This window comes from Otariodibacter oris, from assembly GCF_009684715.1.
Classification (GTDB): Bacteria; Pseudomonadota; Gammaproteobacteria; order Enterobacterales; family Pasteurellaceae; genus Otariodibacter; species Otariodibacter oris.
The window spans coordinates 724,058-748,270 of sequence record NZ_CP016604.1; the positions used below are offsets into that span (position 1 = coordinate 724,058).

The 24,213-nt window shown below is 35.7% G+C and carries 24 protein-coding genes and 1 tRNA gene; 10 read left to right on the forward strand and 15 right to left on the reverse strand.

All coding sequences use genetic code 11. From position 1 onward, the window contains the following. Positions 1-56 precede the first annotated feature (56 nt). From rdgB to A6A10_RS03370, 8 genes are all read left to right on the forward strand, one after another. Positions 57-665 (forward strand): RdgB/HAM1 family non-canonical purine NTP pyrophosphatase, encoded by a 609-nt coding sequence (gene rdgB / locus A6A10_RS03335; protein ID WP_121121997.1) that lies wholly within the window; start codon positions 57-59, stop codon positions 663-665. Continuing rightward, positions 659-979 (forward strand): YbjQ family protein, encoded by a 321-nt coding sequence (locus A6A10_RS03340; protein ID WP_121121995.1) that lies wholly within the window; start codon positions 659-661, stop codon positions 977-979. Before rdgB ends, A6A10_RS03340 begins: the two co-directional genes overlap by 7 nt. After that, a complete protein-coding gene (locus tag A6A10_RS03345; RefSeq protein ID WP_121121993.1) occupies positions 979-1,431 on the forward strand; it encodes a YcgN family cysteine cluster protein in 453 nt (150 codons plus the stop codon). The genes A6A10_RS03340 and A6A10_RS03345 overlap by 1 nt, the downstream gene beginning before the upstream one ends. Positions 1,432-1,498: 67 nt before the next feature. Further along, positions 1,499-2,254, forward strand: a complete 756-nt coding sequence (locus A6A10_RS03350) for an SDR family oxidoreductase (RefSeq protein WP_121121991.1) — start codon at positions 1,499-1,501, stop codon at positions 2,252-2,254. Positions 2,255-2,447: 193 nt separating this feature from the next. Continuing rightward, positions 2,448-2,702 carry a contact-dependent growth inhibition system immunity protein gene (locus A6A10_RS09645; RefSeq protein ID WP_121121989.1) on the forward strand — a complete coding sequence of 85 codons (255 nt, stop codon included), beginning with the start codon at positions 2,448-2,450 and terminating at the stop codon, positions 2,700-2,702. Next, on the forward strand, positions 2,702-3,955 hold the full coding sequence (locus A6A10_RS09650) for a contact-dependent growth inhibition system immunity protein (protein ID WP_121121987.1): 1,254 nt from the start codon (positions 2,702-2,704) through the stop codon (positions 3,953-3,955). Before A6A10_RS09645 ends, A6A10_RS09650 begins: the two co-directional genes overlap by 1 nt. A gap of 35 nt (positions 3,956-3,990) precedes the next feature. Further along, positions 3,991-5,064: an immunity 49 family protein gene (locus A6A10_RS03365; protein WP_229583617.1), complete on the forward strand. Its 1,074-nt coding sequence runs from the start codon at positions 3,991-3,993 to the stop codon at positions 5,062-5,064. A gap of 43 nt (positions 5,065-5,107) precedes the next feature. Further along, on the forward strand, positions 5,108-5,308 hold the full coding sequence (locus tag A6A10_RS03370) for a hypothetical protein (RefSeq protein ID WP_121121985.1): 201 nt from the start codon (positions 5,108-5,110) through the stop codon (positions 5,306-5,308). A gap of 57 nt (positions 5,309-5,365) precedes the next feature. Here the strand turns inward: A6A10_RS03370 and A6A10_RS03375 are convergent, their stop codons facing one another. The 3 genes from A6A10_RS03375 to A6A10_RS03385 form a co-directional block, all read right to left on the reverse strand. Continuing rightward, positions 5,366-6,679 carry an NCS2 family permease gene (locus tag A6A10_RS03375; protein WP_121121983.1) on the reverse strand — a complete coding sequence of 438 codons (1,314 nt, stop codon included), beginning with the start codon at positions 6,677-6,679 and terminating at the stop codon, positions 5,366-5,368. 116 nt (positions 6,680-6,795) lie between these two features. Then, positions 6,796-8,706, reverse strand: a complete 1,911-nt coding sequence (locus A6A10_RS03380; protein ID WP_121121981.1) for a BCCT family transporter — start codon at positions 8,704-8,706, stop codon at positions 6,796-6,798. Positions 8,707-8,774: 68 nt separating this feature from the next. Further along, a complete protein-coding gene (locus tag A6A10_RS03385) occupies positions 8,775-10,805 on the reverse strand; it encodes a BCCT family transporter (RefSeq protein WP_121121979.1) in 2,031 nt (676 codons plus the stop codon). Positions 10,806-11,106: 301 nt separating this feature from the next. Here A6A10_RS03385 and tgt point away from each other — a divergent pair, with 301 nt between their 5' ends. Continuing rightward, positions 11,107-12,246: a tRNA guanosine(34) transglycosylase Tgt gene (tgt, locus tag A6A10_RS03390; RefSeq protein ID WP_121121977.1), complete on the forward strand. Its 1,140-nt coding sequence runs from the start codon at positions 11,107-11,109 to the stop codon at positions 12,244-12,246. A 48-nt stretch (positions 12,247-12,294) separates the two neighbouring features. Here the strand turns inward: tgt and A6A10_RS03395 are convergent, their stop codons facing one another. The 12 genes from A6A10_RS03395 to modA form a co-directional block, all read right to left on the reverse strand. Further along, entirely contained in the window at positions 12,295-12,615 is a 321-nt protein-coding gene (locus A6A10_RS03395; RefSeq protein WP_121121975.1) for a c-type cytochrome, read from the reverse strand. 4 nt (positions 12,616-12,619) lie between these two features. Beyond that, positions 12,620-13,111: a TlpA family protein disulfide reductase gene (locus A6A10_RS03400; protein WP_121121973.1), complete on the reverse strand. Its 492-nt coding sequence runs from the start codon at positions 13,109-13,111 to the stop codon at positions 12,620-12,622. Positions 13,112-13,121: 10 nt separating this feature from the next. Then, positions 13,122-13,787, reverse strand: coding sequence for an ABC transporter ATP-binding protein (locus A6A10_RS03405; protein ID WP_121121971.1), 666 nt, complete (start codon positions 13,785-13,787; stop codon positions 13,122-13,124). 1 nt (position 13,788) lies between these two features. After that, the gene (locus tag A6A10_RS03410; protein WP_121121969.1) at positions 13,789-14,928 is read right to left on the reverse strand and encodes an ABC transporter permease; all 1,140 of its coding nucleotides are present in this window, start codon (positions 14,926-14,928) and stop codon (positions 13,789-13,791) included. Further along, positions 14,915-16,234, reverse strand: a complete 1,320-nt coding sequence (locus A6A10_RS03415; RefSeq protein ID WP_121121968.1) for an ABC transporter permease — start codon at positions 16,232-16,234, stop codon at positions 14,915-14,917. The genes A6A10_RS03410 and A6A10_RS03415 overlap by 14 nt, the downstream gene beginning before the upstream one ends. Beyond that, positions 16,235-17,638 (reverse strand): Fe-S-containing protein, encoded by a 1,404-nt coding sequence (locus tag A6A10_RS03420; RefSeq protein WP_121121965.1) that lies wholly within the window; start codon positions 17,636-17,638, stop codon positions 16,235-16,237. It abuts the gene before it with no gap. A gap of 94 nt (positions 17,639-17,732) precedes the next feature. Further along, a complete protein-coding gene (locus A6A10_RS03425) occupies positions 17,733-18,254 on the reverse strand; it encodes an iron transporter (RefSeq protein WP_121121963.1) in 522 nt (173 codons plus the stop codon). A gap of 38 nt (positions 18,255-18,292) precedes the next feature. Beyond that, positions 18,293-20,197, reverse strand: coding sequence for an FTR1 family iron permease (locus A6A10_RS03430; RefSeq protein ID WP_121121962.1), 1,905 nt, complete (start codon positions 20,195-20,197; stop codon positions 18,293-18,295). Positions 20,198-20,525: 328 nt separating this feature from the next. Beyond that, positions 20,526-20,602, reverse strand: a tRNA-Ile gene (locus A6A10_RS03435). Positions 20,603-20,706: 104 nt separating this feature from the next. After that, a complete protein-coding gene (gene modC, locus A6A10_RS03440; RefSeq protein WP_121121960.1) occupies positions 20,707-21,762 on the reverse strand; it encodes a molybdenum ABC transporter ATP-binding protein ModC in 1,056 nt (351 codons plus the stop codon). Positions 21,763-21,767: 5 nt separating this feature from the next. Then, positions 21,768-22,463 (reverse strand): molybdate ABC transporter permease subunit, encoded by a 696-nt coding sequence (modB, locus tag A6A10_RS03445; RefSeq protein ID WP_121121958.1) that lies wholly within the window; start codon positions 22,461-22,463, stop codon positions 21,768-21,770. Positions 22,464-22,533: 70 nt separating this feature from the next. Further along, the gene (gene modA, locus A6A10_RS03450) at positions 22,534-23,295 is read right to left on the reverse strand and encodes a molybdate ABC transporter substrate-binding protein (protein ID WP_121121956.1); all 762 of its coding nucleotides are present in this window, start codon (positions 23,293-23,295) and stop codon (positions 22,534-22,536) included. 118 nt (positions 23,296-23,413) lie between these two features. On the opposite strand from modA, the gene A6A10_RS03455 reads away from it, so the two are divergent. Beyond that, positions 23,414-24,172 (forward strand): TOBE domain-containing protein, encoded by a 759-nt coding sequence (locus A6A10_RS03455; protein ID WP_121121954.1) that lies wholly within the window; start codon positions 23,414-23,416, stop codon positions 24,170-24,172. The last annotated feature ends 41 nt before the right edge of the window (positions 24,173-24,213 follow it).

Below are 24,213 nucleotides of genomic sequence, written 5' to 3' on the forward strand. Positions count from 1 at the left end.
GACCAAGCGGTCAGTTTAGAGCAAAAATTTGCAAAATTGAGAATGAGGAATTAACGTTGGAAAAAATTAAAGTGGTGCTTGCGACAGGTAATGCAGGTAAAGTCAAGGAAATGGCAGACGTACTAAGTGAATTTGGCTTGGATGTTGTTGCACAAAGCGAATTCGGTTTAACTAGTCCAGAAGAAACAGGCTTAACTTTTGTTGAGAACGCATTGCTAAAAGCACGCTATGCATCTCAAATGACAGGACTACCAGCCATTGCGGATGATTCAGGATTATCCGTTGAGGCATTAGGTGGCGAGCCGGGATTATACTCAGCACGCTATGCGGGTGTAGATGGGGATGATGTTGCAAATCGTGAAAAATTATTGAAAGAATTAGATTCTGTAGCAGAGGAACATCGTACCGCGAAATTTGTCAGCTGTATTGTGTTTCTAAAACATGAAAAAGATCCCACACCTAAAATTGCATTAGGTGAATGTTTTGGCACGATTTTACGTGAAGAAAGAGGGAATAATGGTTTCGGTTACGACTCACTCTTTTTCTATCCGCCGAAACAATGCACCTTTGCGGAATTAGAAACCGTAGAGAAAAAGAAAATTTCACATAGAGCTATTGCACTGCAATCGCTTAAACAACAATTAGAAGAGGAACATAAATGTTAATTACGACTACGCCTTCATTTGAAGGGAAGGAAATTATTGAATATAAAGGACTCGTTTTTGGCGAAGTGGTAGCTGGGGCTAATTTTCTGCGTGATTTATTTGCCAGTGTGACTGACTTTATTGGTGGACGTTCTGGTGTGTATGAAAGTAAATTAAACCAATCCCGCCAAAATGCATTAGCGGAATTAGAACAAGAAGCAAAAAAGTTAGGTGCTAATGCTGTTGTTGGCGTTTCCTTTGAATATCAATCAATGGGCGGCGATAAAGGGATGTTTATTGTCGTTGCAACAGGCACTGCGGTTGTTATACGTTAATGGGCAGAAAACTTGAAATAACGCCTTTCTTTTGGCAAACAAAATCGTTGATGGAGATGAATGAAGCGGAATGGGAAGCGTTATGCGATGGTTGTGGAAAATGTTGCTATCGTAAATATCTTCAAGGTAGAGGAAAAAGAGAGCGTCTTTTCTACACATCTGTTGCGTGTAATTTATTAGATGTAGATTCTGGTAAATGCAGTAATTATCTCAATCGCTTTGAAATTGAGCATGACTGTACAAAATTAACCAAACGCAATTTACCTGATTTTCACTGGTTACCTAAAACTTGTGCTTATCGCCTTTTGTATGAGGGAAAAGCGTTATTTGATTGGCACCCTCTTATTTCACAAGATCCAGAGTCGGTAAAACATGCCGATATTCTCATTAAACACGGTATTCATGAAAAAGATGTGATAGATTGGTTTGAATTTGTTATTGATGAGGTATAAATAAGCAGTAAGATTGTTCAATAATTTTGTAATTTTAATCATAATAAATAATATAGGGAGTAAAACAATGAAAACAGCATTAGTTACAGGTGCAACGGCAGGATTTGGCTTAGCAATTTGCAAAAGTTTAGTTTCTGCAGGTTATAAAGTCATTGGTACAGGACGTCGTGCAGAACGTTTAGCTGAAATCAAAGCAGAGTTGGGGGAAAACTTTTTACCTTTAGCTTTTGATGTAAGTGATGCTAAACAAACAGAAGAGGCATTAGCTAATCGTCCTGAAGGTTGGAAATCCATTGATTTACTCGTGAATAACGCAGGATTAGCCCTTGGCTTAGAACCTGCCAATAAAGTGGATTTACAAGATTGGTATCAAATGATCGATACGAATATCAAGGGGCTAGTTACTGTGACACGCCTAATTTTGCCTGAAATGGTTGAAAAAAATTCAGGGCATATTATTAATCTTGGCTCAATTGCGGGGACTTATCCATATCCGGGTGGTAATGTCTATGGGGCAACAAAAGCGTTTGTTAAGCAATTCAGTTTAAATTTACGAGCAGATTTAGCGGGGACAGCAATCCGAGTAAGCAATGTAGAACCGGGGTTGAGTGGTGGAACCGAGTTTTCAAATGTTCGCTTTAAAGGCGATGATGAAAAAGCCGCTAAGGTTTATGAGAATGTACAATCAGTCACACCCGAAGATATTGCGAATATCGTGTTATGGCTCAATCAGCAACCCCCACATGTGAATATCAATCGTGTTGAAGTCATGCCAACTGCACAAACTTTTGCCCCATTGAATGTACATAGAGAGGCAAATTAAATAAACCTGAATTTTTACGTATAGAAATGCGGTCAGTTTGAGTTTAGTGAAAAGCTTACTCAGATGTGACCGCATTTTTGTTTCAGAAATCAGGGAATAATATATAATTTTACAAAAAATTAGGAAAAACAGACCGCTTGTAGTTAATAGATATAAATGTATAGCGTGATTATTATTTAAAAAAGGTTAAATAATGAAAAAAGATATTACTCTTGAAAAAACAAGTAAATATATATCTATAACAGCAAATTTAATAGCACGTTTAAGATTTGCTGATATTAATCAAAAAGTAAGTTATTTAGATCTAGATATTCCATTTGAAGATTTTGGGAAAGAAATTCGAGCAAAATTATCGGAAAGTAAAGAGGTTACTGATGATGTATTTATGTATCATTGGAATAATCAAGATGAAATGGATAAATTCACTCAACTTGAAGAAAAAAAGTGATGGCAACTTATGGCTATAAAAATAAAACGAGCCTTTATAAGGATACCATTTTTCTGATAATAAAAGTTAATAATGATATGTTATACATAGAACCCTGCCATAATTATAGTTTGGGATCATTTACTTCTGTAAAAGATGAAAATAAGAAAGCAATAAAATTTGAATACCCATTAACCATTTCAGATGAAGCATTAGGTAAAGCAACAATGGAGGCTTTTGAATATTGTACAAGCATCTATATTGTAGGACATGGAGTTACCAAGATGTCAAAAAAGAAAGAACTGAGTCTAGCTAAAAACTATATGTATTATATTGGTAGTGAAGCAGGTCGGAGCTATTCTGAAAGCGTAGCTCATGTGCTGAGTGGGGCAAAATATATTTTAGATAAAGACCATAAAAATGGTAATGATGATGTCAGTATACGATGTTTTGTAAATGCTATTACAACGGCAACAGGGAATATATTCGGTTGTGTTTGTGTTCTTTCTTCTCGTTATGAAGCTAAAGCTTCTTATGAATTATTGAAAAATAGTGATATTCAAGCATTTAAACAAGATCTTTATGTGGCTGCTAAATTAAAAATATTAGCAGATAAAGAAACACGTATGTCATTAGGATTATTTTTAGGTCTGATGTCAGATAGTCCAGTTTTATTAAATTATATAAAATCTTATCATTGTTACGTTGAATATATGAATAATGTTAATAGTGGTAAATATAAGAAAACAGATCCTGCTGAGTTTTTCTTTAAAAGTTATTTATTAGCAGTAAATGGAAGATGGAATGAGCTAAAATATCGTATTGATTTCTTCTTTAATGAAAATAAAGCATCAAAGGTAATTAAGTATTATCTACCTTGTAATGAATTTTTGTTAGGTCTTTATGAAAAAGATGTTGATAAAATGTATTCTGCATTGACTAAATTATTAGATTTAAAAATAGCTAAGAGAAAGAATTATGGTGTCAATGTTTTTTTTGATTTTTATCTTAATATAGAAGTGCTAATACTAGCCAAAATAGCAGCACTTCATGGATTTAATGTAAATATTGATCATCCAACTGCACCAAAAGAATTAATTGAATATAATCCTTTAAGAGAATATATAGATCCTTATGATTTTATGAAAGAATATAATTTTGAGCATCCGCATCAAGAATGGATTGATTTATGTAATTCTCGTATGGAAAAAGTGAAGTCCGATAAAGAAAATAATAGATTAAAAAATAGGATTTTTTCGTGGTTTAAAAAATAAAGGGCGACTAACAATTAGCTTTGGAAATAACGAATATGTCAAAAATTAAAGAACTTAGTATGGCAAAAAACTATATGTATTATATTGGTAGTGCTTGCCAGAGAACCTACCAAGAAAGTGTAGAGCATGTAAAAGAAAGTTCTGCCTATCTTGACGAAAAGGGGTTCTCAGATTTTTATGAATTAGATCCTAAAAAAAATATATTTATCCCTAAAAAGTCATCTGAAAGTACTTTACAGAAAGACTTGAGATTCATTAAAACAGGTTTTGGCAATCCGTTATTTTGTATGAAGTGGATTGGAACATATTATGAAGCTCGAGCATCATTACGATTACTTTTAGAGGGAAATGTACCCGCTTTTAAACAAGATGCTTATGTTGGGGCAAAATTAGATATATTAGGCAGTGAAGATTCTCTAGGATGGATTCATGGTATAAATACTTCTAGCTTTTTTGTTCCCATTATGTCGGATAATCCACAATTAATTCAATTTTTAATTAATCATCGTAATGATTTTGAAGATAAATATAAAAGAACAGATACTCATTCTTTTTTTCTAAAAAATACTCTTTTGGCTTTAGCTGGAGATTGGCAAGAATTAAAAGAGCGAGCTGAAGTTTTTTTAAATGAACCTAAAAAGGTAAAAGAAGATAACAAGCGGATACCCGACCACGAGTTTTACGTTGCCTTGTGTGATAAAAATATTGAAGGTATGGAAGCTGCCTTGAAAAAATTATTAGAACCAAGAGCAGCTAAATGGGCAGTTTATGATAATAACCTTTGGTTTGATTTTTACCTACAAATGCAAGTTTTAATGTATGCCAAAATTGCAGCCATTCATGGTTTTGATTTGGATATAGATAGCCCGATAGCACCTAAAGAATTAATTGAATATAAGCCATTAGAGCATTACGAAGACCCCTACGATTTTATGAAAGAATTTGATTATGATAAACCTTTAGAGGATTGGATAAATGCTTGGAAGGAAAAAATGGCAGAGTCAAAACCAAAAGAGGAACTAAAAAAGAAAAAGGCATTTTGCCCTTGGTTTAGTAAGGTAAAAAACATTGTTGAAGCAATAAGAGTAATTTATTTTACAAAAAATTAGGAAGAACTCACCGCTTGTAGTTAATTAAAATATGGAGAAAAATATGAAAAAAGCTGTATTAATGTCGTTGTGTTTAATTGGGTTATTAGGTTGTGAATCAACAGATTATTATAATGATGAACGTTCTGCTCGTTTCATTTATGGCGATGCAGAATTTGAGCGTTTGGTAAAAGAGGGTAAATTACAAAAGATGGAGACCCAAACAATTAAATTTGAGAATCATAAAGTACTAGAAAATAAGTAGAGTAGTATTGAAGCATTAAGGGCTAAGTTGTATATACTTAGCCCTTAATTCTATCGATTAAATTGCATAGCCTAGTGCATAGAATGCAACAAGAACAACAGCAATAATTACTGTACCGATGTTAAGTTTTTTCACTTCGCCTGAAATAATACGGCCAAGTACTAAACTTGCAAAGCCAAGCATGATACCTGTAACGATATTAGCAGTAAGTACAATAAATACCGCACAAATTAAACCAGACATTGCGCCAACAAAGTCATCAAAGTCTAATTTAGAGACATTGCTCAACATTAACAGCCCAACGTACATGAGTGCTGGTGCAGTGGCATATCCCGGCACTAAAAATGCAAGAGGTTGGAAGAAAAGCATAAGTAGGAAAAGAATACCCACAACGACCGCTGTTAGACCTGTCTTTCCACCCACTGCTGTACCTGCCGCAGATTCAATATAAACAGCAGCTGGTGCAGTACCAAATAAACCTGCAAGAATACTACTCATTGAGTCAGAGGTAAGTGCTTTACCACCATTGATAATTTGACCTTGTTCATCAAGTAGATTTGCTTGACCTGCTACGGCTCTGATTGTCCCTGTGGCATCAAAAATTGCAGTCATCACGAGGGCAAATACGACTGGAAGAATAGCAGTATTTAATGCGCCCATAATATCTAAATTAAATAGTTGAGAGTTTTCGCCAAAGCTAGGTAGCTTGAAGACACTACCTTCAAATTTAACATTGGGATCAATGGCTAATCCAATGATTGTGATAGCAATAATGACCCATAGAATTGAGCCTTTCACTTGTAAGCGTTCTAAACCAATAATAGCAGCGAGTCCAATTAACGCCATAATAACAGGGAATGAGGTAAACTCGCCCATTTTTACTGGTAAGCCTGCATCATTACCTACCACTAAACCCACGCCATTTGCTGCAATTAAAAGTAAGAATAATCCGATACCAATACCTGCTCCATGAGCAATACTTGATGGTAGATTACGTAAAATCCAACCACGGATTCCTGTTACAGAAACTAGAGTGAATACCACGCCCATTAAGAAAATTGCACCCAATGCAACGGGTACACTAATTCCTTGCCCAAGCACTAAGCTGAAGGCAGTAAATGCAGTAAGTGAAATGGCACAACCGATTGCCATTGGTGCATTTGCCCATAAACCAATTAAGATTGATCCTAGACCTGCAACTAAACAGGTGGCAATAAAAACAGAATCAGCAGGGAAACCAGCTGCACTTAACATATTTGGAACAACGATGACGGAGTAAACCATAGCAAGAAAGGTAGTTAAACCTGCAATGATTTCTTGTCTAACGTTAGAGCCTCGTTCTTTTAATTGAAACAGAGATTGAAAAGACATGATAGACCTCAAAAGACAGATGATAAAAAATTAGGCGAGCATTCTACACAAGACATTTTATTTAAGCAAACGATTGCTTGATGTAATCCCTATTTAAGTTAAAGAGAGGATTGTTGCTAGTTTTGTAAATGTTGCTCATATTGTTGCAGAATATCGACAATCAGTTCTTTCTTCCCAATATGCTGAATTTCGTAGCTTAGTTCATTGTCGTTAATGGTAACTTGTAGAGGATATGTTTTTTCTAGTTCATTATCCAATTCTGCATTTTCGATAATTTCTAATTGTGCTTCTAGTGTATAGCTGAAAGGATGTTTATTTGGCGTTTCTATGCTAAATAAAACTTTAGGTAGCGATTGTTCAAATTCAGTTTCTAAATGAACATTGAGATCATAAATACCAATTAACTCCTGACGTAATTCACGCATGGCGGTTAAAACAGTATGTTTTAAATAGAAAAGCATTTCTTTCTTATCGTGGGTTGTAAGCAATTCGGTCAGTTGATCACGCCACTCTTTCTTATCCCAACCTTGATTATTCAACTCCATATTATAGTAGTAATAGTCAAATTGTAGTCCCTTAACCAAACTATATGCCATTCCTAACATGAGAAAGACAAAAGGCAAAGAGAAAATAAGCATGGTTGAATGGAGTGCATCTAATCCACCTGAACGAAAAAGAATAAAAGTAATACCTGCTAATAATCCTCCCCACATGACTGCTTGCCAATTAGGTGAAACAATACTTTTATCTCGCGATGAGATGTTATTTAAAATATAGATACCAAAATCAATGGTTGTAATAAAAAACAGTAGGATAATTGCTACAGTTATATAGTAAGAAATAGATGAAAAAGGTAAATAATCTAAAAAGGCAAAAAGTAATCTTCCTGACTGACTAATTAGTTCATTTAGTTTACCATCAGCTAAATAGTCATTGATCCAAATAGCACTATTGCCAAATACAGAAAACCAAATAATAAAGAATATACTGGGTACAATGAGAATACCAAAAATAAATTCTCGAATGCTTCGTCCTCTAGAAATACGGGCAATAAAAATCCCAAAAGAAGGAGCCCAAGAGAACCACCATGCCCAATACAAAATTGTCCAATCTGTAAACCACTTTGTTTTTTCAGGCTCATAAATATAAGTGCGAAAGCCTGTATTAATGAAACCACTTAGATAGTATCCAATATTTTCAGTAAAGGCTGACATTAAATAGGCGGTTGGGCCGGCAATTAATACAAAAATAAGTAAAATGATAGATAAGGTTAGGTTTATTTGGCTAATGATTCTTAGCCCATTGGCCAATGTTTTCATAGATAGTAATATGGCGACGATAAAGATTCCACCTAGAATTACTTGAATAGAAATCCTATAATCTGCAAAGGCATTAGTTAATCGGACAGCACTATAAGCAAGAGTCGTGACTAGGCCAAATAGAGTAGTACACAAGCCTAAAATATCAATAATATCACCAAGTACACCATCAATTTTTTGTTTGAATATTGGGTAAAAGCAAGAGCGTAGTGATAAGGGTAATTTATATCTGAAACCGAAATAAGCGATAGCAAGCGCAATAACACCATATATCGCCCAAGCATTAATACTCCAGTGAAAAATACTTTGAAATAACGCTTCTCGCTCAACGTATTGTTCTGAGAGGGGGGAAGCAACATGAGAAAGTGGTTCAGCTATGCCAAGAAAGATAATTCCAATTCCCATTCCTGCTGTAAAAAGTAAGGAAAACCAAGCTCCTTGGCTAAATTCAGGTTCTTCTTCATCTGCGCCTAGTTTTATATCGCCATATCGGCTTAATGATAAAAAACCAAGAAAGAAGATAAAGAAAGCACTGGTAAGAACGTAAAACCAGCTGAATTCTTTAAATATAGTTTGTTTGATGGAATAAAGGTGTGTGAGTGTCCATTCTGGCTTAAAGATAACAAACCCGATGATTATGCTACAAAGAATCAAGCTACTGTAAACAACTTTTTTGTTAAATGTAGAATCAATTTTAAATGGAAACATAAATCCTAGATCTGTTTAGGGGGCGATAAACGCCCCCTGATTATTTTTTATTGAATAATGGATTAGAACTATTCTGCTAATTCAGTTTGTTCGTGAGCCATTAACTCTTGACCAACATTATCAAGTAATGTCATGTAACGTTCATATTGTTTTAAGATATCAACGATAAGTTCATTACGTGTCATGTATTGTACATCATAACCTGTTCGTCCATCAAAGAAATAAGTGATAGGTTGATAAGTTTTTGTATGTTGAATGTGTGGTAAACCATCATCACTGATTAATTGTTCAGCAACTTCATGGCTTATACATTTGATGCCATATTTGAAGTCACGCATAGCTTCTTTATGAATAATGATTTCTACACTTGGCTCTTCTGGATCTTCAAGATCTTGAATAACCTCAACATTTAAATTATGTACTCCAATTAATTCTTGGCGTAATTCACGCATTGCTGGTAATGCAGTTTGTTTTAAGAATTTGATAATATCACCTTCTTGAGTTTGTACAAGCATTTGACCAAGGCGTTCTTTCCATTTATCACCATTCCAGAATACACTAGTTGGAGTAACTTTTGCTTCAAAGTATTTCTTATCGGCAGTAACACCTTTCCATAAACTAACACACATAATAAGCATAAGGATGGCAAATGGTAGAGCAACAACTAGTGTCATAGTTTGTAGAGTACCTAAACCACCTTGACTCATAAGTACAATAGCAACAATAGACATGATTGCACCCCACATAATTGCTTGCCAACGTGGTGATGATAAACTTTTATCTCGAGAAGAGATATTATTTAATACGTAGATACCAGAGTCAGCTGATGTAATAAAGAATAATGAAAGAATTACAAGAGCAAGAATACCAGTAATTGTTGATAATGGTAAGTAATCTAGGAATTGGAATAACAATGTTTCTGGTGATGAAGTTAATGCACTTAAAGCACCATCTGCAACATTAGTATCTAACCAAATAGCACTATTACCAAAAACAGTAAACCATAAAATACAGAAAAGAGATGGGATGGCGAGCACACCAAAAATAAATTCACGGATAGTACGTCCGCGAGAAATACGAGCAATAAATAGTCCTACAAATGGAGCCCAAGAACACCACCATGCCCAGTATAAGACAGTCCAACCAGTAAACCATCCAGTATTTTCAGTTTCGTAGATATAAGTTTTAAAACTTAACTGAATTACACCACTGAGGTAGCTTCCTAAGTTATCACTGAATGAAGATAATAAGTATAGTGTAGGTCCTGCAATTAATACAAATAACATAAGTGCAAAAGCCAATCCAAGATTGATTTCACTTAGCATTTTAACACCTTTACCTACACCTGAAATTGCAGAGATTACAGCAAGAGTCATAACGACAAGAATAACGATAACCTGAGTTGAAAAATTACTTTCACTTAGTATTCCAATTTGCTCTAAGCCTGCACCAAGTTGAGATGCGCCATATCCCAATGTGGTAATAATACCAAAGAGAGTGGCAATTAATGCAACGACATCAATAATATCACCTAATTTACCGTTAATGCGATCTTTTAAGAGAGGATAGAAACAAGAGCGCAATGCAAGTGGTAATTTATAACGGAACCCAAAGTAAGCTAACGCAAGTGCGATTACAGCGTAACAAGCCCAAGCATGAATGCCCCAGTGGAAGAATGTATGTAGCAATGCTTCTTGTTGTTTGTGTTCTAATGAACCAGTAGTAATAGATGATGAGAAGTGAGTTAAGGGTTCAGCTACACCGAAGAACATTAAACCAACTCCCATACCAGCAGCAAATAACATTGCTAACCATGAAAGAAATGAGAATTCAGGTTCTTCTTCATTAGATCCTAATTTTATATTTCCTAAGCTACTGACTGATAGTATGAAAAGAAAACATAAGAATATAGAGAAAGAAAGAATATAAAACCAACTAAAATTGGCAAAAACACCAGCTTTAGCCCAATCTAGAACAGATTGGCTTTGCTCAGGTAAAATGAGTGTTAAAGCAACAATGACAATTACTAAAAATAATGTTATGGATATAACGAAAGGATTAAATGAAGATCGATCATTAATCAATTTGGACAAAAACAAAATATACTCCTATTTTGTTACAAAACGTATTTGGTAAAAATAATTATGTTATTTTGACAATAAATATAAAATGTGAAGTGTAAAATAAGGAAAAATTAAAAAAAATAGATAAAATTTCCTTATCTTTTGACTATTTTAGCATAAAGTAATGAGTTATCAAAATGCTGTTTAGAAATTTATCATGTGAGGTAAGTCATGTAGGTATTTTAAGATTTCTACATCTCTGTTTAATGTATAATGTTCATAACATTATCTAGTTTATTACTATTATTTACGAACTGTTTATTCGTAGGAGAATTAAATGAAATATGAATTAAAGAAAACAAGTGGTCAAGCTCGAAGAGGGCGACTGACTTTTTCTCGCCCTAAAGGTGAGTATCATGTAGAAACCCCTGCATTTATGCCAGTGGGAACTTATGGCACGGTAAAGGGTATGACGCCTGAAGAGGTGGCTGCAACAGGGGCTCAAATTTTGCTAGGAAATACGTTTCATCTTTGGTTGCGCCCAGGACAAGAAGTTATGCGTCAGCATGGTGATTTGCATGATTTTATGCAATGGCATGGACCTATTTTAACGGATTCGGGTGGTTTCCAAGTCTTTAGTTTAGGAAAGTTAAGAAAAATTAAGGAAGAGGGAGTGCATTTCCAAAATCCTATTAATGGTGAAAAAATATTCTTATCGCCAGAAAAGTCAATGGAAATTCAATATGACTTAGGATCTGACATTGTGATGATTTTTGATGAATGTCCTCCTTACCCATCAACATTTGACTATGCAAAACAATCAATGGAAATGTCGTTACGTTGGGCTAAACGTAGTCGTGATCGTTTTGATGAGCTTGGTAATAAGAATGCACTTTTTGGGATTATTCAAGGTGGTGTTTATGAAGAGTTACGCAAAATTTCGACGGAAGAATTAGTTAAAATAGGCTTTGATGGCTATGCTGTCGGTGGATTGGCTGTAGGTGAGCCTAAAGAAGATATGCATCGTATTTTAGAGTATGTTTGCCCTCAGATTCCACAAGATAAACCTCGTTATTTAATGGGAGTAGGGAAACCTGAAGATCTTGTTGAAGGTGTACGTCGAGGCATTGATATGTTTGATTGCGTTATGCCTACACGTAATGCACGTAACGGGCATTTATTCGTGACTGATGGCATCGTTAAAATTCGTAATGCTAAGTATCGAAATGACACAACGCCACTTGATCCTGAATGTGATTGCTACACTTGTAAAAATTATACAAAAGCTTACTTATATCATTTAGATAAGTGTGGTGAGATTTTGGGGGCTAGATTAAATACAATCCATAACTTACGTTATTATCAACGTTTAATGGCTCAAATTCGTCAGGCGATTGAAGATGATAGATTTGATGATTTTGTTGTAGAATTCTATGAAAAAATGGGGAAAAAAGTTCCTCCTCTACAACTTAGCTAGATTTAGATTAGCCCACGCATATCATTTAAGCTTGGGCTATTCTCACCTCTATTCTATTTTTTGCAGAAATTCAGCAATATCTTTCATATCTTGTTCAGATAATTTAGATTTAATTCTATTTCCTGCTTTAGAAATTGAAATAGTTCCCGCTTTTCTATTTTGTAACGATAAAACAATATCATCTGCACTGAGCTGATTAATTATTTTTGATTGATTCATTGCTGATTTTTCCCCGGTTTTGCCATGGCATGTCGCACAGGATTGCTTAAATAGCTTTGCTCCCTTCTCGGCATCAGCTACCGTAGGTTCAGGGTTTGCAAATAGGTTTGCACTTGTAATCAACAGTATGACTGAGTAAAGCAGTTTCATTTGGTTACCCTTTGAATAAGACCTCTAATTCTTCCTCTGGAATTAATCCTTCATATTTGTTAAGAATTTTACCATTTGAATCAATAATAAAAGAAGTTGGTGTTCCTTTTAATTGATAACGTTCAGCTGTGATATTTAATTGATCTTTAACTACGGGTAAAACCAAGTTTCTCTTAGTTACTAATTCTTCGGTATTTGCAGATTCTCCATCAATGTTAATAGCAAGAATTTGTAGGTTATCTGGATATTGGCTTTGTAACTTTTGAAATTCAGATAATTCTTCTACACAAATACCGCAAGCACCAGACCAGAATGTTAATAACAAAGGTTTACCTTGTTTTTCTTGTAAACTCACTGGATTGCCTTGTAAGTCAAATGTAGCTAAATCTGGAGCAGAGCCTCCAACTGTAGCAACTTCATCTTTACAAGCTACAAGGGTAATACAAGCAACGGAGAGTAAGGCGGTATTAATAATTTTAAAAATACGAGATGACATAGTGATTTCCTTAGTTTATTTGTTCACGTAAAAATTTTCCATGTTGTAAGAATATAGTTCTATTTGTGAGTTTTGTTAGTTCAGGATTATGGGTCACCATAACAATGGTTCGTCCTTGTTTATTGAGTTCGGTTAATAGATTTAAGACTAACTCTTCATTTTTTTCATCCAGATTTCCTGTCGGTTCATCCGCAAATATTACAGGAGGTTGATTAACTAACGCACGAGCAATACATACACGTTGTTGTTCCCCACCTGAAAGTTGGCTTGGTCTATGATTGATACGATGCCCTAGTCCAACTTGTTCCAGTACCAACTTTGCAGAATCTTCATCAACAACACTATGGTAATGCTGAGCAAGCATAATATTTTCCAATGCAGTTAAATAGGGGATTAAATGGAATTGTTGGAAAACCAAGCCAATGCGTTCTGCTCTGAATCGTTGGCGACCCACTTCATCTAATTGAGCGGTATCAATACCATCAATAATGACCTTTCCCTCTGTGGCGGTATCTAATCCAGTCAGAATATTCATGAGTGTTGTTTTACCAGAACCAGAAGCCCCCATTATTGCAATAAATTCACCTTCTTTGATTGTAATATTAATATCTGCCAATGCGGTAACTTGATCGAATCTTTTGTATAACCCTATCGTTTCTATAATATTAGTCGCCATGTTATTCACCTTTTAATACATTTGCAGTTTGAATTTCTAATGCTCTACGTGTTGGAACAATGACTGCAATTAAAGCCACACATAATGAGAGAATTATTGTAATTGGAATAACGGGTAAACGCATATCAATATAGGCTTTAAATACCGTTATTCCCAGTACTTGTGCTAGTACATAGCCTAAAATGAGTCCCACAACAATGGCAAAAACCGCAATAATCAGTGTTTCAGTGATGATTTGCTTGATAATATCAGTCCGTTTTGCTCCCAAAGCTTTTTGTAATGCAAATTCTTTAGCTCGTTCTCCCACTATGGCAATGAGGGTTGTATTCACGCAAAGTGTAGCGAGAAGTAATATCACTAAAGATATTAGTCCCATTAGCCCCTTAATCTTATCGAGAATTTGACCTTCAGAAGCAGACACTTTTCGAATTGGTCGAATATCTAAGTTTGGATATTCTTGCTCTAGTTTTTGAGCAAATTGTTCTACTTGACCTTGATCATTCTTAACATTCAAAAAAGCATTGGTGGCGAGTCCTTGTTTATCTAGCCAGTCTTGAGCGAATTCTAGACTTACGATAAGCATATTATCTGTTGCATCACCAGATTCAATAATTCCTTTGATGGTAAAATTATGTTTATCTGATGTATTTTTGATGAGTGTTATTTGGTCACCAACACTTAAATTTAATCGTTCAGCAAGGGATTTTCCGATCATCGCATTGCGATCATCAAAATTCACTCCAATAGAGCTACCCGTAATTTGCCAATAGGGTGCAAGTGTTCGCATATCACTAAACCAAACCCCCATAATGACGACTTTTTCTAATTCACTTCGTGCTATGCCATATAAATAAGGACTGGCTGCACTGATTAAATTATCTGGAGCTTCTTTAATGATTTGTTGCACTTCAGATTCAGGGATAAATCCATTTTGCAGTGAGCCAACATAGAAATTAGCCCCAAATGTTCTCAGTTCTTGGCTCATTTTGGTATTGATATCAAAATAGACTGCGGACATTGCAGTAACAATACTTGCTCCTACGGTTAATGCGGCAAAAATAATTAGCACTCTCTGCAAACGTAACCGTAATGCTCTAAAGACGAGTCTCCAGAACATATTAATGGAGCTATTGGCGGCCATATAAAACCTCTACTGGATAAAGTTGAGAGATTCGATGAGCAGGAATCCAAGTTCCCACTATTGCAATCAATACCGATAACACCATTACACAAGGGATGACAATCCATGCAAAGCTTAATAATGAGCCAAAGAGTGCTGTACCGATAAATTGTGCAAGTCCCCAACCAGCAATACACCCTAGTAGTCCGCCAAACAGTCCACTCACTGTTGCTTCACAATAAAAGAGTAGAATAATTTGCCATTGATATGCACCTAATGCTTTCATTAATCCAATTTCTTTACTACGCTCTATGATTGTTGATGTCATTAATGAAGCAATCCCCATTGCAGCCGCAACTAAAGCAGCAAAAGTCACAACGCCAAGCAATAGTTGTATTTTTTCAATTACCGCCCCTTCTGATGCTGCCACTTGCCAGATTGGACGAACCACTGCGCCAGAAATCGCTTCTTCTAATTGTAATGAAATAGAGGATACATAAGCAGTGCAATACCAAAGATCGTACTCTTCAGCAGTTAATGCATCTGGATTCGCTCTCGCTTTGCGAGATAACGCATTTTCGGGTACAGTGAGAGCGGATACTTTAATCTCTTGTACTTTCCCTTCTAAGCCAAGTAAATTTTGTACTTCACTTAAAGGCATGACAATTTGATTTTCTTCGCTACCACCAGTAGATAATATTCCTGTAATCTTAACTTCAACAGAATGTCTTGCTTGATTATCATCAAGATACTCCAACTCAATTACATCATTAGTTTGCCAATTATATTGTTGTGCTAGCGTTTTACCAAGTAACGCAGGAATTGGACCACTAAATTGGTTAGTCGAGTCATCGACCCATTCCCCTTCAACTTTCCAAAATGGGCTAATGATCTTTTGACCTGTATGGTAGTCATCTTCATCGGGAACTGCTATTTGGTGATCGAAGAAAGTACCTAATATTTCAATTTCATTTGATGAGTCGGCAGATATTGCAGTAACTTGTGCTTTTAATAAAGGAGCAAATCCGACAATATTGTTACGCCAAAAGATATCTTTGATATTGGGTAATTCTGATTCATCTAAGAAATCTTGGGTAGATAGAGAACTATTAATATTCATCTCATCAGGTAAAGCTGCACTACTTGCAGGTGCAACGAGGATATTTGCACCATAGGATTTCAGCTCTCTTGACATTTTGTCACCAATATCAATAGAAACAGCAAGTAATGCAGACACTAATCCTGCAGCTAAGAATATAGTTGTAATAGCAAGAAGTTTTCTCTTCAATCCATAACGCCAAGATTGAAATAGCATTCTAAATAACATTTATTCCTCCTTGGTTGCATCGTCCTGTACGTATTGTTCAGGATTATCACGGAATAAACTCATATTTTCTTCGGTTGCGAAGAAATAGGTTTTATCGTTGTAAGTGTATCTGTATTCAGTTTTTGTATTAATCACTTTGCTATGATTTACAGGATCAATGACTTCGAGTTCCACAATTGTGGAGAAGTACGTTTTTCCAGCTTCCAAACTTGCTTTACTGATGACGACACTGTCTTCGGTTTGTTCCCAATCGTCAATTGGTACAGGGTTACAACCACCTGGTTTACCAATAGATGGAATAAAGACACGAACACCACAACCCACACAGATAACTTGGTCTCCTTCCATTATGTAGCCTTGATCTCCACATAATAGGCAAGCATCAAATACTACCCCTAAACTTACCTTACCCTGTATTCTATTTATTATAAAGAATCTCACCGCTTTACCATCATCGGCAACCCAAACAAATCGGTGGAGTTTTCCGTCTTTAACTGTTTCAATCGGAATTCTCACTTCATTATTTTCATCAAGTGTTACGGGTGTCGCTTCTGATAATCTTGGGGCTTGGGAGGCGACTTGATCCCAATAAAGTTGAGTGGAGAAAATAATACAAATGATTGCGAAGCCTGAAATGAAGAGTCTTTTGGCAACTAAGAATATTGCTATTTTTTGTCTTTTTTCAATTAAACTAGTTTCAGATATAGCGGACTTTTTACGTGGAATATATACGATAGGAATAAAGAGTAGCAATATTAAGAGTAGGACAACCATATTTATATAGTTAAAGTAGTTAATTAGGCTTCCTGATTTTGCAACAATGGTTAGGCGAAGTTTAGTCAGATCTAAAATTTGTAGCTTCATTAAACTTAGCAATATATCACTCATCATAGGAATAAGGAGTATAAGAGTGACGGCTGTAATAACAAGAGGACGAGTAAATCTAAATTTTTGTTGGAGTTCTTTTTGTTTTAATAGAATGTTAATCCAACATGCGGTAAATAAACAGAATAAAAAACCAAGTACGATAGCACAGATATTTAAAATAAAATCGGTATTAATAACATCAGTGTTAGTCACGGAGGTAATGTTGGGATCTTTTGCCCAAATAATCCCTGCAATCATGCATAGAATAAAATTAAAAATATAAGAGAATCGTTTAGAGTCAAAGAATTGCAATAAGTAAAAAACGCACAACAAGATAGCAATAGAGCTAGTGAGAATAAGTATTGTTGTTTGATTTTGAGGTAAATTTAAATAGATTACCACGCCAACTAATATTGCAAGAATACTACTCCAGATGAGTGACTGAATTTTTACTTTTGAGTAATTTGACCACATACAACCAAGTAATATTGAAAACGGCATGACACTTTGTAATAAAAAAACAAAAAAGTAATTCATAATGGCTCTGACTGTAAATGAGAAATATATGAGAATGGGAAAAACACCTTAAAAAATTTTAAGGTGTTTCTCTCAACGAAAGAGTAATGATGAATTATTTTAATCCAGTGAATTGGAATTCAAAATCAACATCAAATGGTTTCCACCAACGCTCAACACCTGTATCAGCATCAGTATGACGATACATACCTGCTTTTGCTGGTGGGTCAATGTGGTAAGTTAATTTATAGTTACCAACACCCATCATTTTAATATTTGCACCATAGTGAGGACCATCGCTAGCCACCATTGGCATGAATGTACCTTCTTGTTTTTCATTAGTATCAGTGTTAGTTAAAACATAGTTAACTGTTAAGAATGGCATCCATTCACCTTCACCAAATCCGTTAACATTACCAGTCGTTGCATGAATATCAGCTTCTAAGTGAATATCTGATTGAGCCGCTGATAGACCGATACCTCTTGGTTCCATATCAATTGGTTGTAAATATACTGCAGCAATTTCCATATTATTTATTGTTACAGCTTCTCCAATTGGGAACTCTTCGAAAGCAAAAGCACTAGGTGCTGTTAAAATACTTGCTAATAAGGCTGTTGCCATTACAGTTTTTTTCATAATATTTTCCTTTTAGGTTGTATAAAAAATGGTAATAATTACATAGCTCGATTACTTTTATATTTCATATAGATTAGTGCAAAAATAGCAGCTATAACTAAAATTATTTGTGGTATTAACGTTTCTACATACGGATAAATACCAAGTAATGGGAGCTCAGGGATGCCAGATAATAGTGTTGGTTCAAATAATTTACCCTCAATAAGTTCTAGAATACTCTTTCCTGCAAAAACAAATGCCATTAGATACATGAAAGATCCAGTAAATAAGAAGAAAGGTTTGAGTGGTAATTTCACAATACTATAACGCATAATAAAGTAGCAAATCGCTAGTAGAACACATCCTACAGCAAAACCAGCTAAAAGATACACATAGCTTACAGGGCTAGTCACATCACTTACTAAAGCATAGTAGAAGAGTACAGTTTCTGCGCCTTCTCTGTAAATTGCCAAGAAACTTGTAAACCATAATCCCATTAATGAACCAGTACTAAGCGCTAAGGTTAATTTTCCTTCTAGATAGCGTTTCCAATTTTGTGCTTCAACTTTAGACAATAACCAATAGCTCATCATAAACAGCATAAATACTGCGATGATCATGGTAAATCCTTCCAAGAGTTCTCGATTTGCACCTGAATTGGAGAATATAAATTGGAATATAACCGCTGTAACAACACTTGCTACTAATGCGACATAAACGGATTGACGGATAACAGGTAATTTATCGTTATGATTATTTTTAACTAAATAGGCAATAATAGCCGCAACGATAAGTAATGCTTCTAAGCCTTCACGTAGAATAATAATCAAGCTGTAGATGAACATTGACCAATCACTTTGGTTACCTTCATCTAACATATCAACGGCTTTAACTAGGCCATCTTCAAGACCTTTAGCTTGTTGTTGTAGTTGGTCACTAGGTTGTTCGGCTTTAATCAAACTGACTAAACGAGTAAAGTATCCCTCAAGCTCAGCTTTAAATTGACTGTCTCTTGAACCAATTTTATTTTCCATTCCCGTATTTTCAAATACATCAAAGTAAGTATCTTGGACAAATAACATTGCTTTCTTACCATCGCCTTGGTTATACATTTCAATAGCTTGTTGGATACGGGTATTAATATCTTTTGATACTTGATTCCAATCTTGTGATTCTGATTCTTGAACTGTTGTTTGTAAAACTTGTTGTGATTCTCTTGTTGTTGGGAGATTTGGAAGTAATTCCTCGATATCTTGTAATAGCGTAGTGACTTGATATCCAATAGCTACAATCTGGTCAGGTTCTTCGCTTAAACGGATGAGATCGTAGAATTGTTGATTAATATTAGCCGAAATACTTGCAGAACGATTTTGGCGGACAGACATTTCCATTTCTGAATTTTTATAGCCATCATATTGTGCCTGTTGCATTAATTTTTTAGCAGTTTGATAATCTTGATTTTGGTAGGCTGTAATGGCTTGTGCTAACAAATCATCAATAGTTCTAAAACTATCTTGCCAATAAGGCTCAATTTCAGGATTACCATAAACCTCATGTGATCCAGATGCATTAATTTGATGACCATCAACGAGAGCTGGCAATACTTCTTCTAATTCAGCTTTTAGTCCATTGATCTTGCTTTCTACTTCAGCTATTGATTTTGATTCACCGATCATTTTACGGATTTCACCAAAAGTCGCTTCCATTTGATAGCTTTTTTGTGCTGAAAAGTTGATACGGATGGGGCCTTCTAAATTTTCAAAAACCTCAAAGTAAGCCATTTGTACTTCGGTTCTTGCATCATCTGCATTATTTTCTTGATATAAGGATAGTGTTTTATCTAGTCGGTTCTCGATATCTTGAACCCATTGATGGTATTCAGTATCTGAAAAAGCAAGGCTACTATAGAAGAGTGTAAGGAGTAAAATTGCGTAGCGTTGCCAATCGCGTAGTAAACGGAACATAAAACCTCTGCTACTTAATTAAGAATGATTCTTATATTTGATTGTAGAACTTTTACTAAATGATGTCCAATTAAAATTTAAAAGTCAGGACGTATCGAATTATCACATTTGATACATACTAAAATATATAAAAGGGAATAAATAGAGAGTCTTATTAATTGTTTCCCAATTATTATTTTAGATTGTGTAATTACTTGTGTTACAAAAATCTGCGGTTAGAGGCGATAAATTGCGAGATATTACGGATAGTAAAAATGTAAAAAAGTGGCTTAAAGCTAGTGTTTTCAAGGGTTTTGAGTGAAGATAAGAGAGGTTGCGAAAGGGTCTATGGTCCCCCCGACCGGACTTGAACCAGTGACCAATCGATTATGAGTCGACTGCTCTAACCAACTGAGCTACGGGGGGATTAGAGTGTGTAAAACGGCGTGCATTATAAAGAGAAATATAATGAAAATCTAGTCAGTTCTATCTATAAGCTGAAAAAAACGTCTATTTTAATTATTTCTGTGTTAAATGGAGACCGATTTAATTTGTAGATAAACATTTTGCCCCAGTTTTAAAGCTAGTTCTTCCGCAGACCATTTACTGATACTTGCCCAAATAAAGTGCTTTTCGACATCAATTTCAATATCAAAGCGGTCAGATTGTGGCTGAATTTTGCAAATTTTACCTTGGAGAATATTACGAATAGAGGTTTGTTCTGGTTTATTTAAGGTAATCGACACATCTTTGCTGGCAATGGTAATGCGTAATGTTTCGCCCAGTTGGTAGCGACTGTGTTTGTTCACCCAAATTTGTTGTGAACCTAATGAAACGCTTTGCATTTGATAGTGATGATTTTCATCTGAAATTGGCAACTCAAGCAGGCTGACTTTTTGCGTATCAGGTTGCCATTCGGAAAATTCAGAGCTATGCCAAACGTTGATAGTGCTATCGTAGGCAATGACCTTGCCTTGTTCGAGTAATAATACTTTATCCGCTAAACGAATAACTTCATCGAGGCTATGGCTCACATAAAGGATCGGGATTGAGATCTGCTTGGCTAATTGGCTTAAATAGTCCAATAATTCATTTTTACGCGGTAAATCTAAAGCGGATAAAGGTTCATCCATTAGCAGAATATCGGGTTCAGAAAGCAATGCTCGCCCGATTGCGACACGTTGCTTTTCCCCACCCGATAAACTGTTAGGGTAGCGATCAAGTAAATGCTTAATGCCTAATAATTCAATAAGTTGCAAAAATTTATTGGGATCTAACCGCTTGCAACCATATTTTAAATTCGCCTCTACTCGATAATGTGGGAACAATCGTGGTTCTTGAAATACATAGCCTACTTTGCGTTTTTCTGGTGGTAAGTTTATTCGACGTGATGAATCGAACAGCACGCGATCGTTAAGAATAATTTGTCCTTGATTTGCTCGGCTTAAGCCTGCAATCAAATTGATTAAACTTGATTTCCCCGCTCCTGAACGTCCGAAAATAGCGGTTACGCCGTGATTGGCAATATCGACATTCACATCTAGCAATAAATCGCCTAATTGTTGTTGAATTGAAACGTGTAACATACCGATTACCTATATTTTTGTTGGCGTTGAGCAAGCCACTCTGATGCAAAAAGAGCGACTAGAGAAATAGCGATCGCGACTAAACATAAACGAGCCGCAGCCATTTCGCCATCGGGCGTTTCAATAAATGTATAGAGCGCGGCAGGGATGGTTTGTGTTTCATTTGGAATATTAGACACAAAGGTAATGGTTGCCCCAAACTCGCCTAATGAGCGAGCAAAGCCAAGTACAGCCCCAGCAATGATACCCGAAAAAGAAAGGGGGAGGGTAAGAGTAAAAAAGACTTTGACTGGATTAGCGCCAAGCGTACGAGCAGCCTGTTCTAATTTAGGATCGATTGCTTCAAAAGCAAGGCGAATGGAGCGAACCATAAGGGGAAAAGCCATTACAATCGAGGCTAATACCGCTCCTTTCCACGAAAAACTGAGTGAGATGCCAAACCAATCCCATAAATATTGCCCAATTAACCCTTTTTTTGCCATTGAGATTAGCAGTAAAAATCCGATCACCACTGGGGGCAAAACGAGGGGTAAATGGATAATGCCATTGAGCAGATTCTTGCCCCAGAAATTTTTGCGGGCGAGTAACCAAGCGATCCCAATAGAAAAAGGTAAAGCAAGGATAACAGCAACGGACGCTATTTTTAGGCTTAAGAAAATAGCGGTCAGTTCTTGTTGAGAAAATGCAGAAAAGAGATCCATTGGTGTATTACATTCCTATTTTAAAATTTGCAAAATATCAGACTAAAGTGACCGCTATTACATCATACTTTTACTTTTTAACGGGTTTAAATCCAGCCGATTCAAAGAGGGCTTTTGCTTCTTTACCTGATAGAAAATCGAGGAAAGATTTTGCTTCTGCTTTATCTGTAAGTGTTGCCGCTGGATACACTACTTTACCATAGCTTTCTTGTGGAAAGACTGAAACGACTTTCACATCATCACTGATTTTCGCATCCGTTGAATAAACGATACCTAATGGCAATTCGCCTCGAGCAATATAAGTGAGTACAGCTCTTACATCTTTTGCTTTAGATAGACGTGGCTCAACAGTTTGCCATAAGTTAAGATTAGTCAGTGCGGTTTTCGCATAGCGACCGACAGGCACGTTATCATCGCCCACTGCAAGATAACTATTTTCTGTCAATTCTTTGAATGGCACTTGTTTAATATCCATTAGTGCTAGTTGGCTTGATTTAGGAGCAATTAACACTAATTCATTTTGCACTAAAACGGTTCTATTTTGGACCTTTTCAGGTAATTTTTCAGCAAGATAATCCATCCATTTTTCATCAGCGGAGATAAAAATATCAGCAGGGGCATCTTGCTCAATTTGTTTTGCTAAAGTAGATGATCCTGCAAATGAGAAAGTAAGATCATCAGATGGATGCTGTTTCTTATATTCATCGCCAATTTGTTGTAGCACATCCGTCATTGATGCTGCTGCAAATACTGTGATATTTTCAGCAAAGCTTTGACTCGCAAGGGAGAACAAGCCAGTAAACAGTAATAGATTAGTTAGTTTTTTACCCATGAGAAACTCCTAGTTGATAAGATATTTTCATTATATATTTTTTTATATAATGAAATCTAGTAGAAAATCCTTTCCTCATTCGTTTTTCACTTTTACAATGAGTTGAATTGGAGGAAATATGCAACAGACTGAGGTTTTATTAACGATTAAGCTCAATCAACAGCTATTTGTTGATCCTAAAAGAATCGTGTTATTACAAGAGATCGAAAAGACTGGTTCAATGAATCAAGCGGCTAAAAATGCGCGTGTTAGTTATAAAAGTGCGTGGGATCATCTTCATGCGATGGAGCTTATTAGCCCTAAGCCATTATTGGAAAAAAATACGGGGGGCAAAAATGGTGGGGGAACGATATTAACCAATTATGCAAAGCGATTATTACAATTATATGATTTGTTGGCGATAACACAGGAAAAGGCATTTACTATTTTACAGGATGAATCGATTCCATTAGATAGTGTGCTTTCTGCCACCGCTAAATTTTCTCCACAGAGTAGTGCTAGAAACCAATTTTTAGGGCGAGTAACAAAAATTGTTGAACAAGATAATCGCTATTATATTCATCTAAAAATTGAAGATTTTCCGATTGAACTGACCGCTTGTATTACCCATAAAAGCGTTGAGCGATTACGACTTGAGGTGGGTAAAGAGGTTATTTTGATGGTAAAAGCCCCTTGGTTAAATGTGCATTTAAAGCTTGTTCCATTGGAAAATTGTTTCCCTGCTATCGTCAAACAAATTTCAGAAGAGAGCGAAGTTACATTACTTGCAGGGGAGAAATTATGTTACGCGGCAATAAGCTCTGATATAAGGCTAAGCGAGGGGCAATCCGTTTGGGTAACGATTGATCCTGAGCAGATTGTTTTGATGACACTTTAATCTATCGCTCAAGTTTGTAAATGTAAAAAAGAGATAGGTTT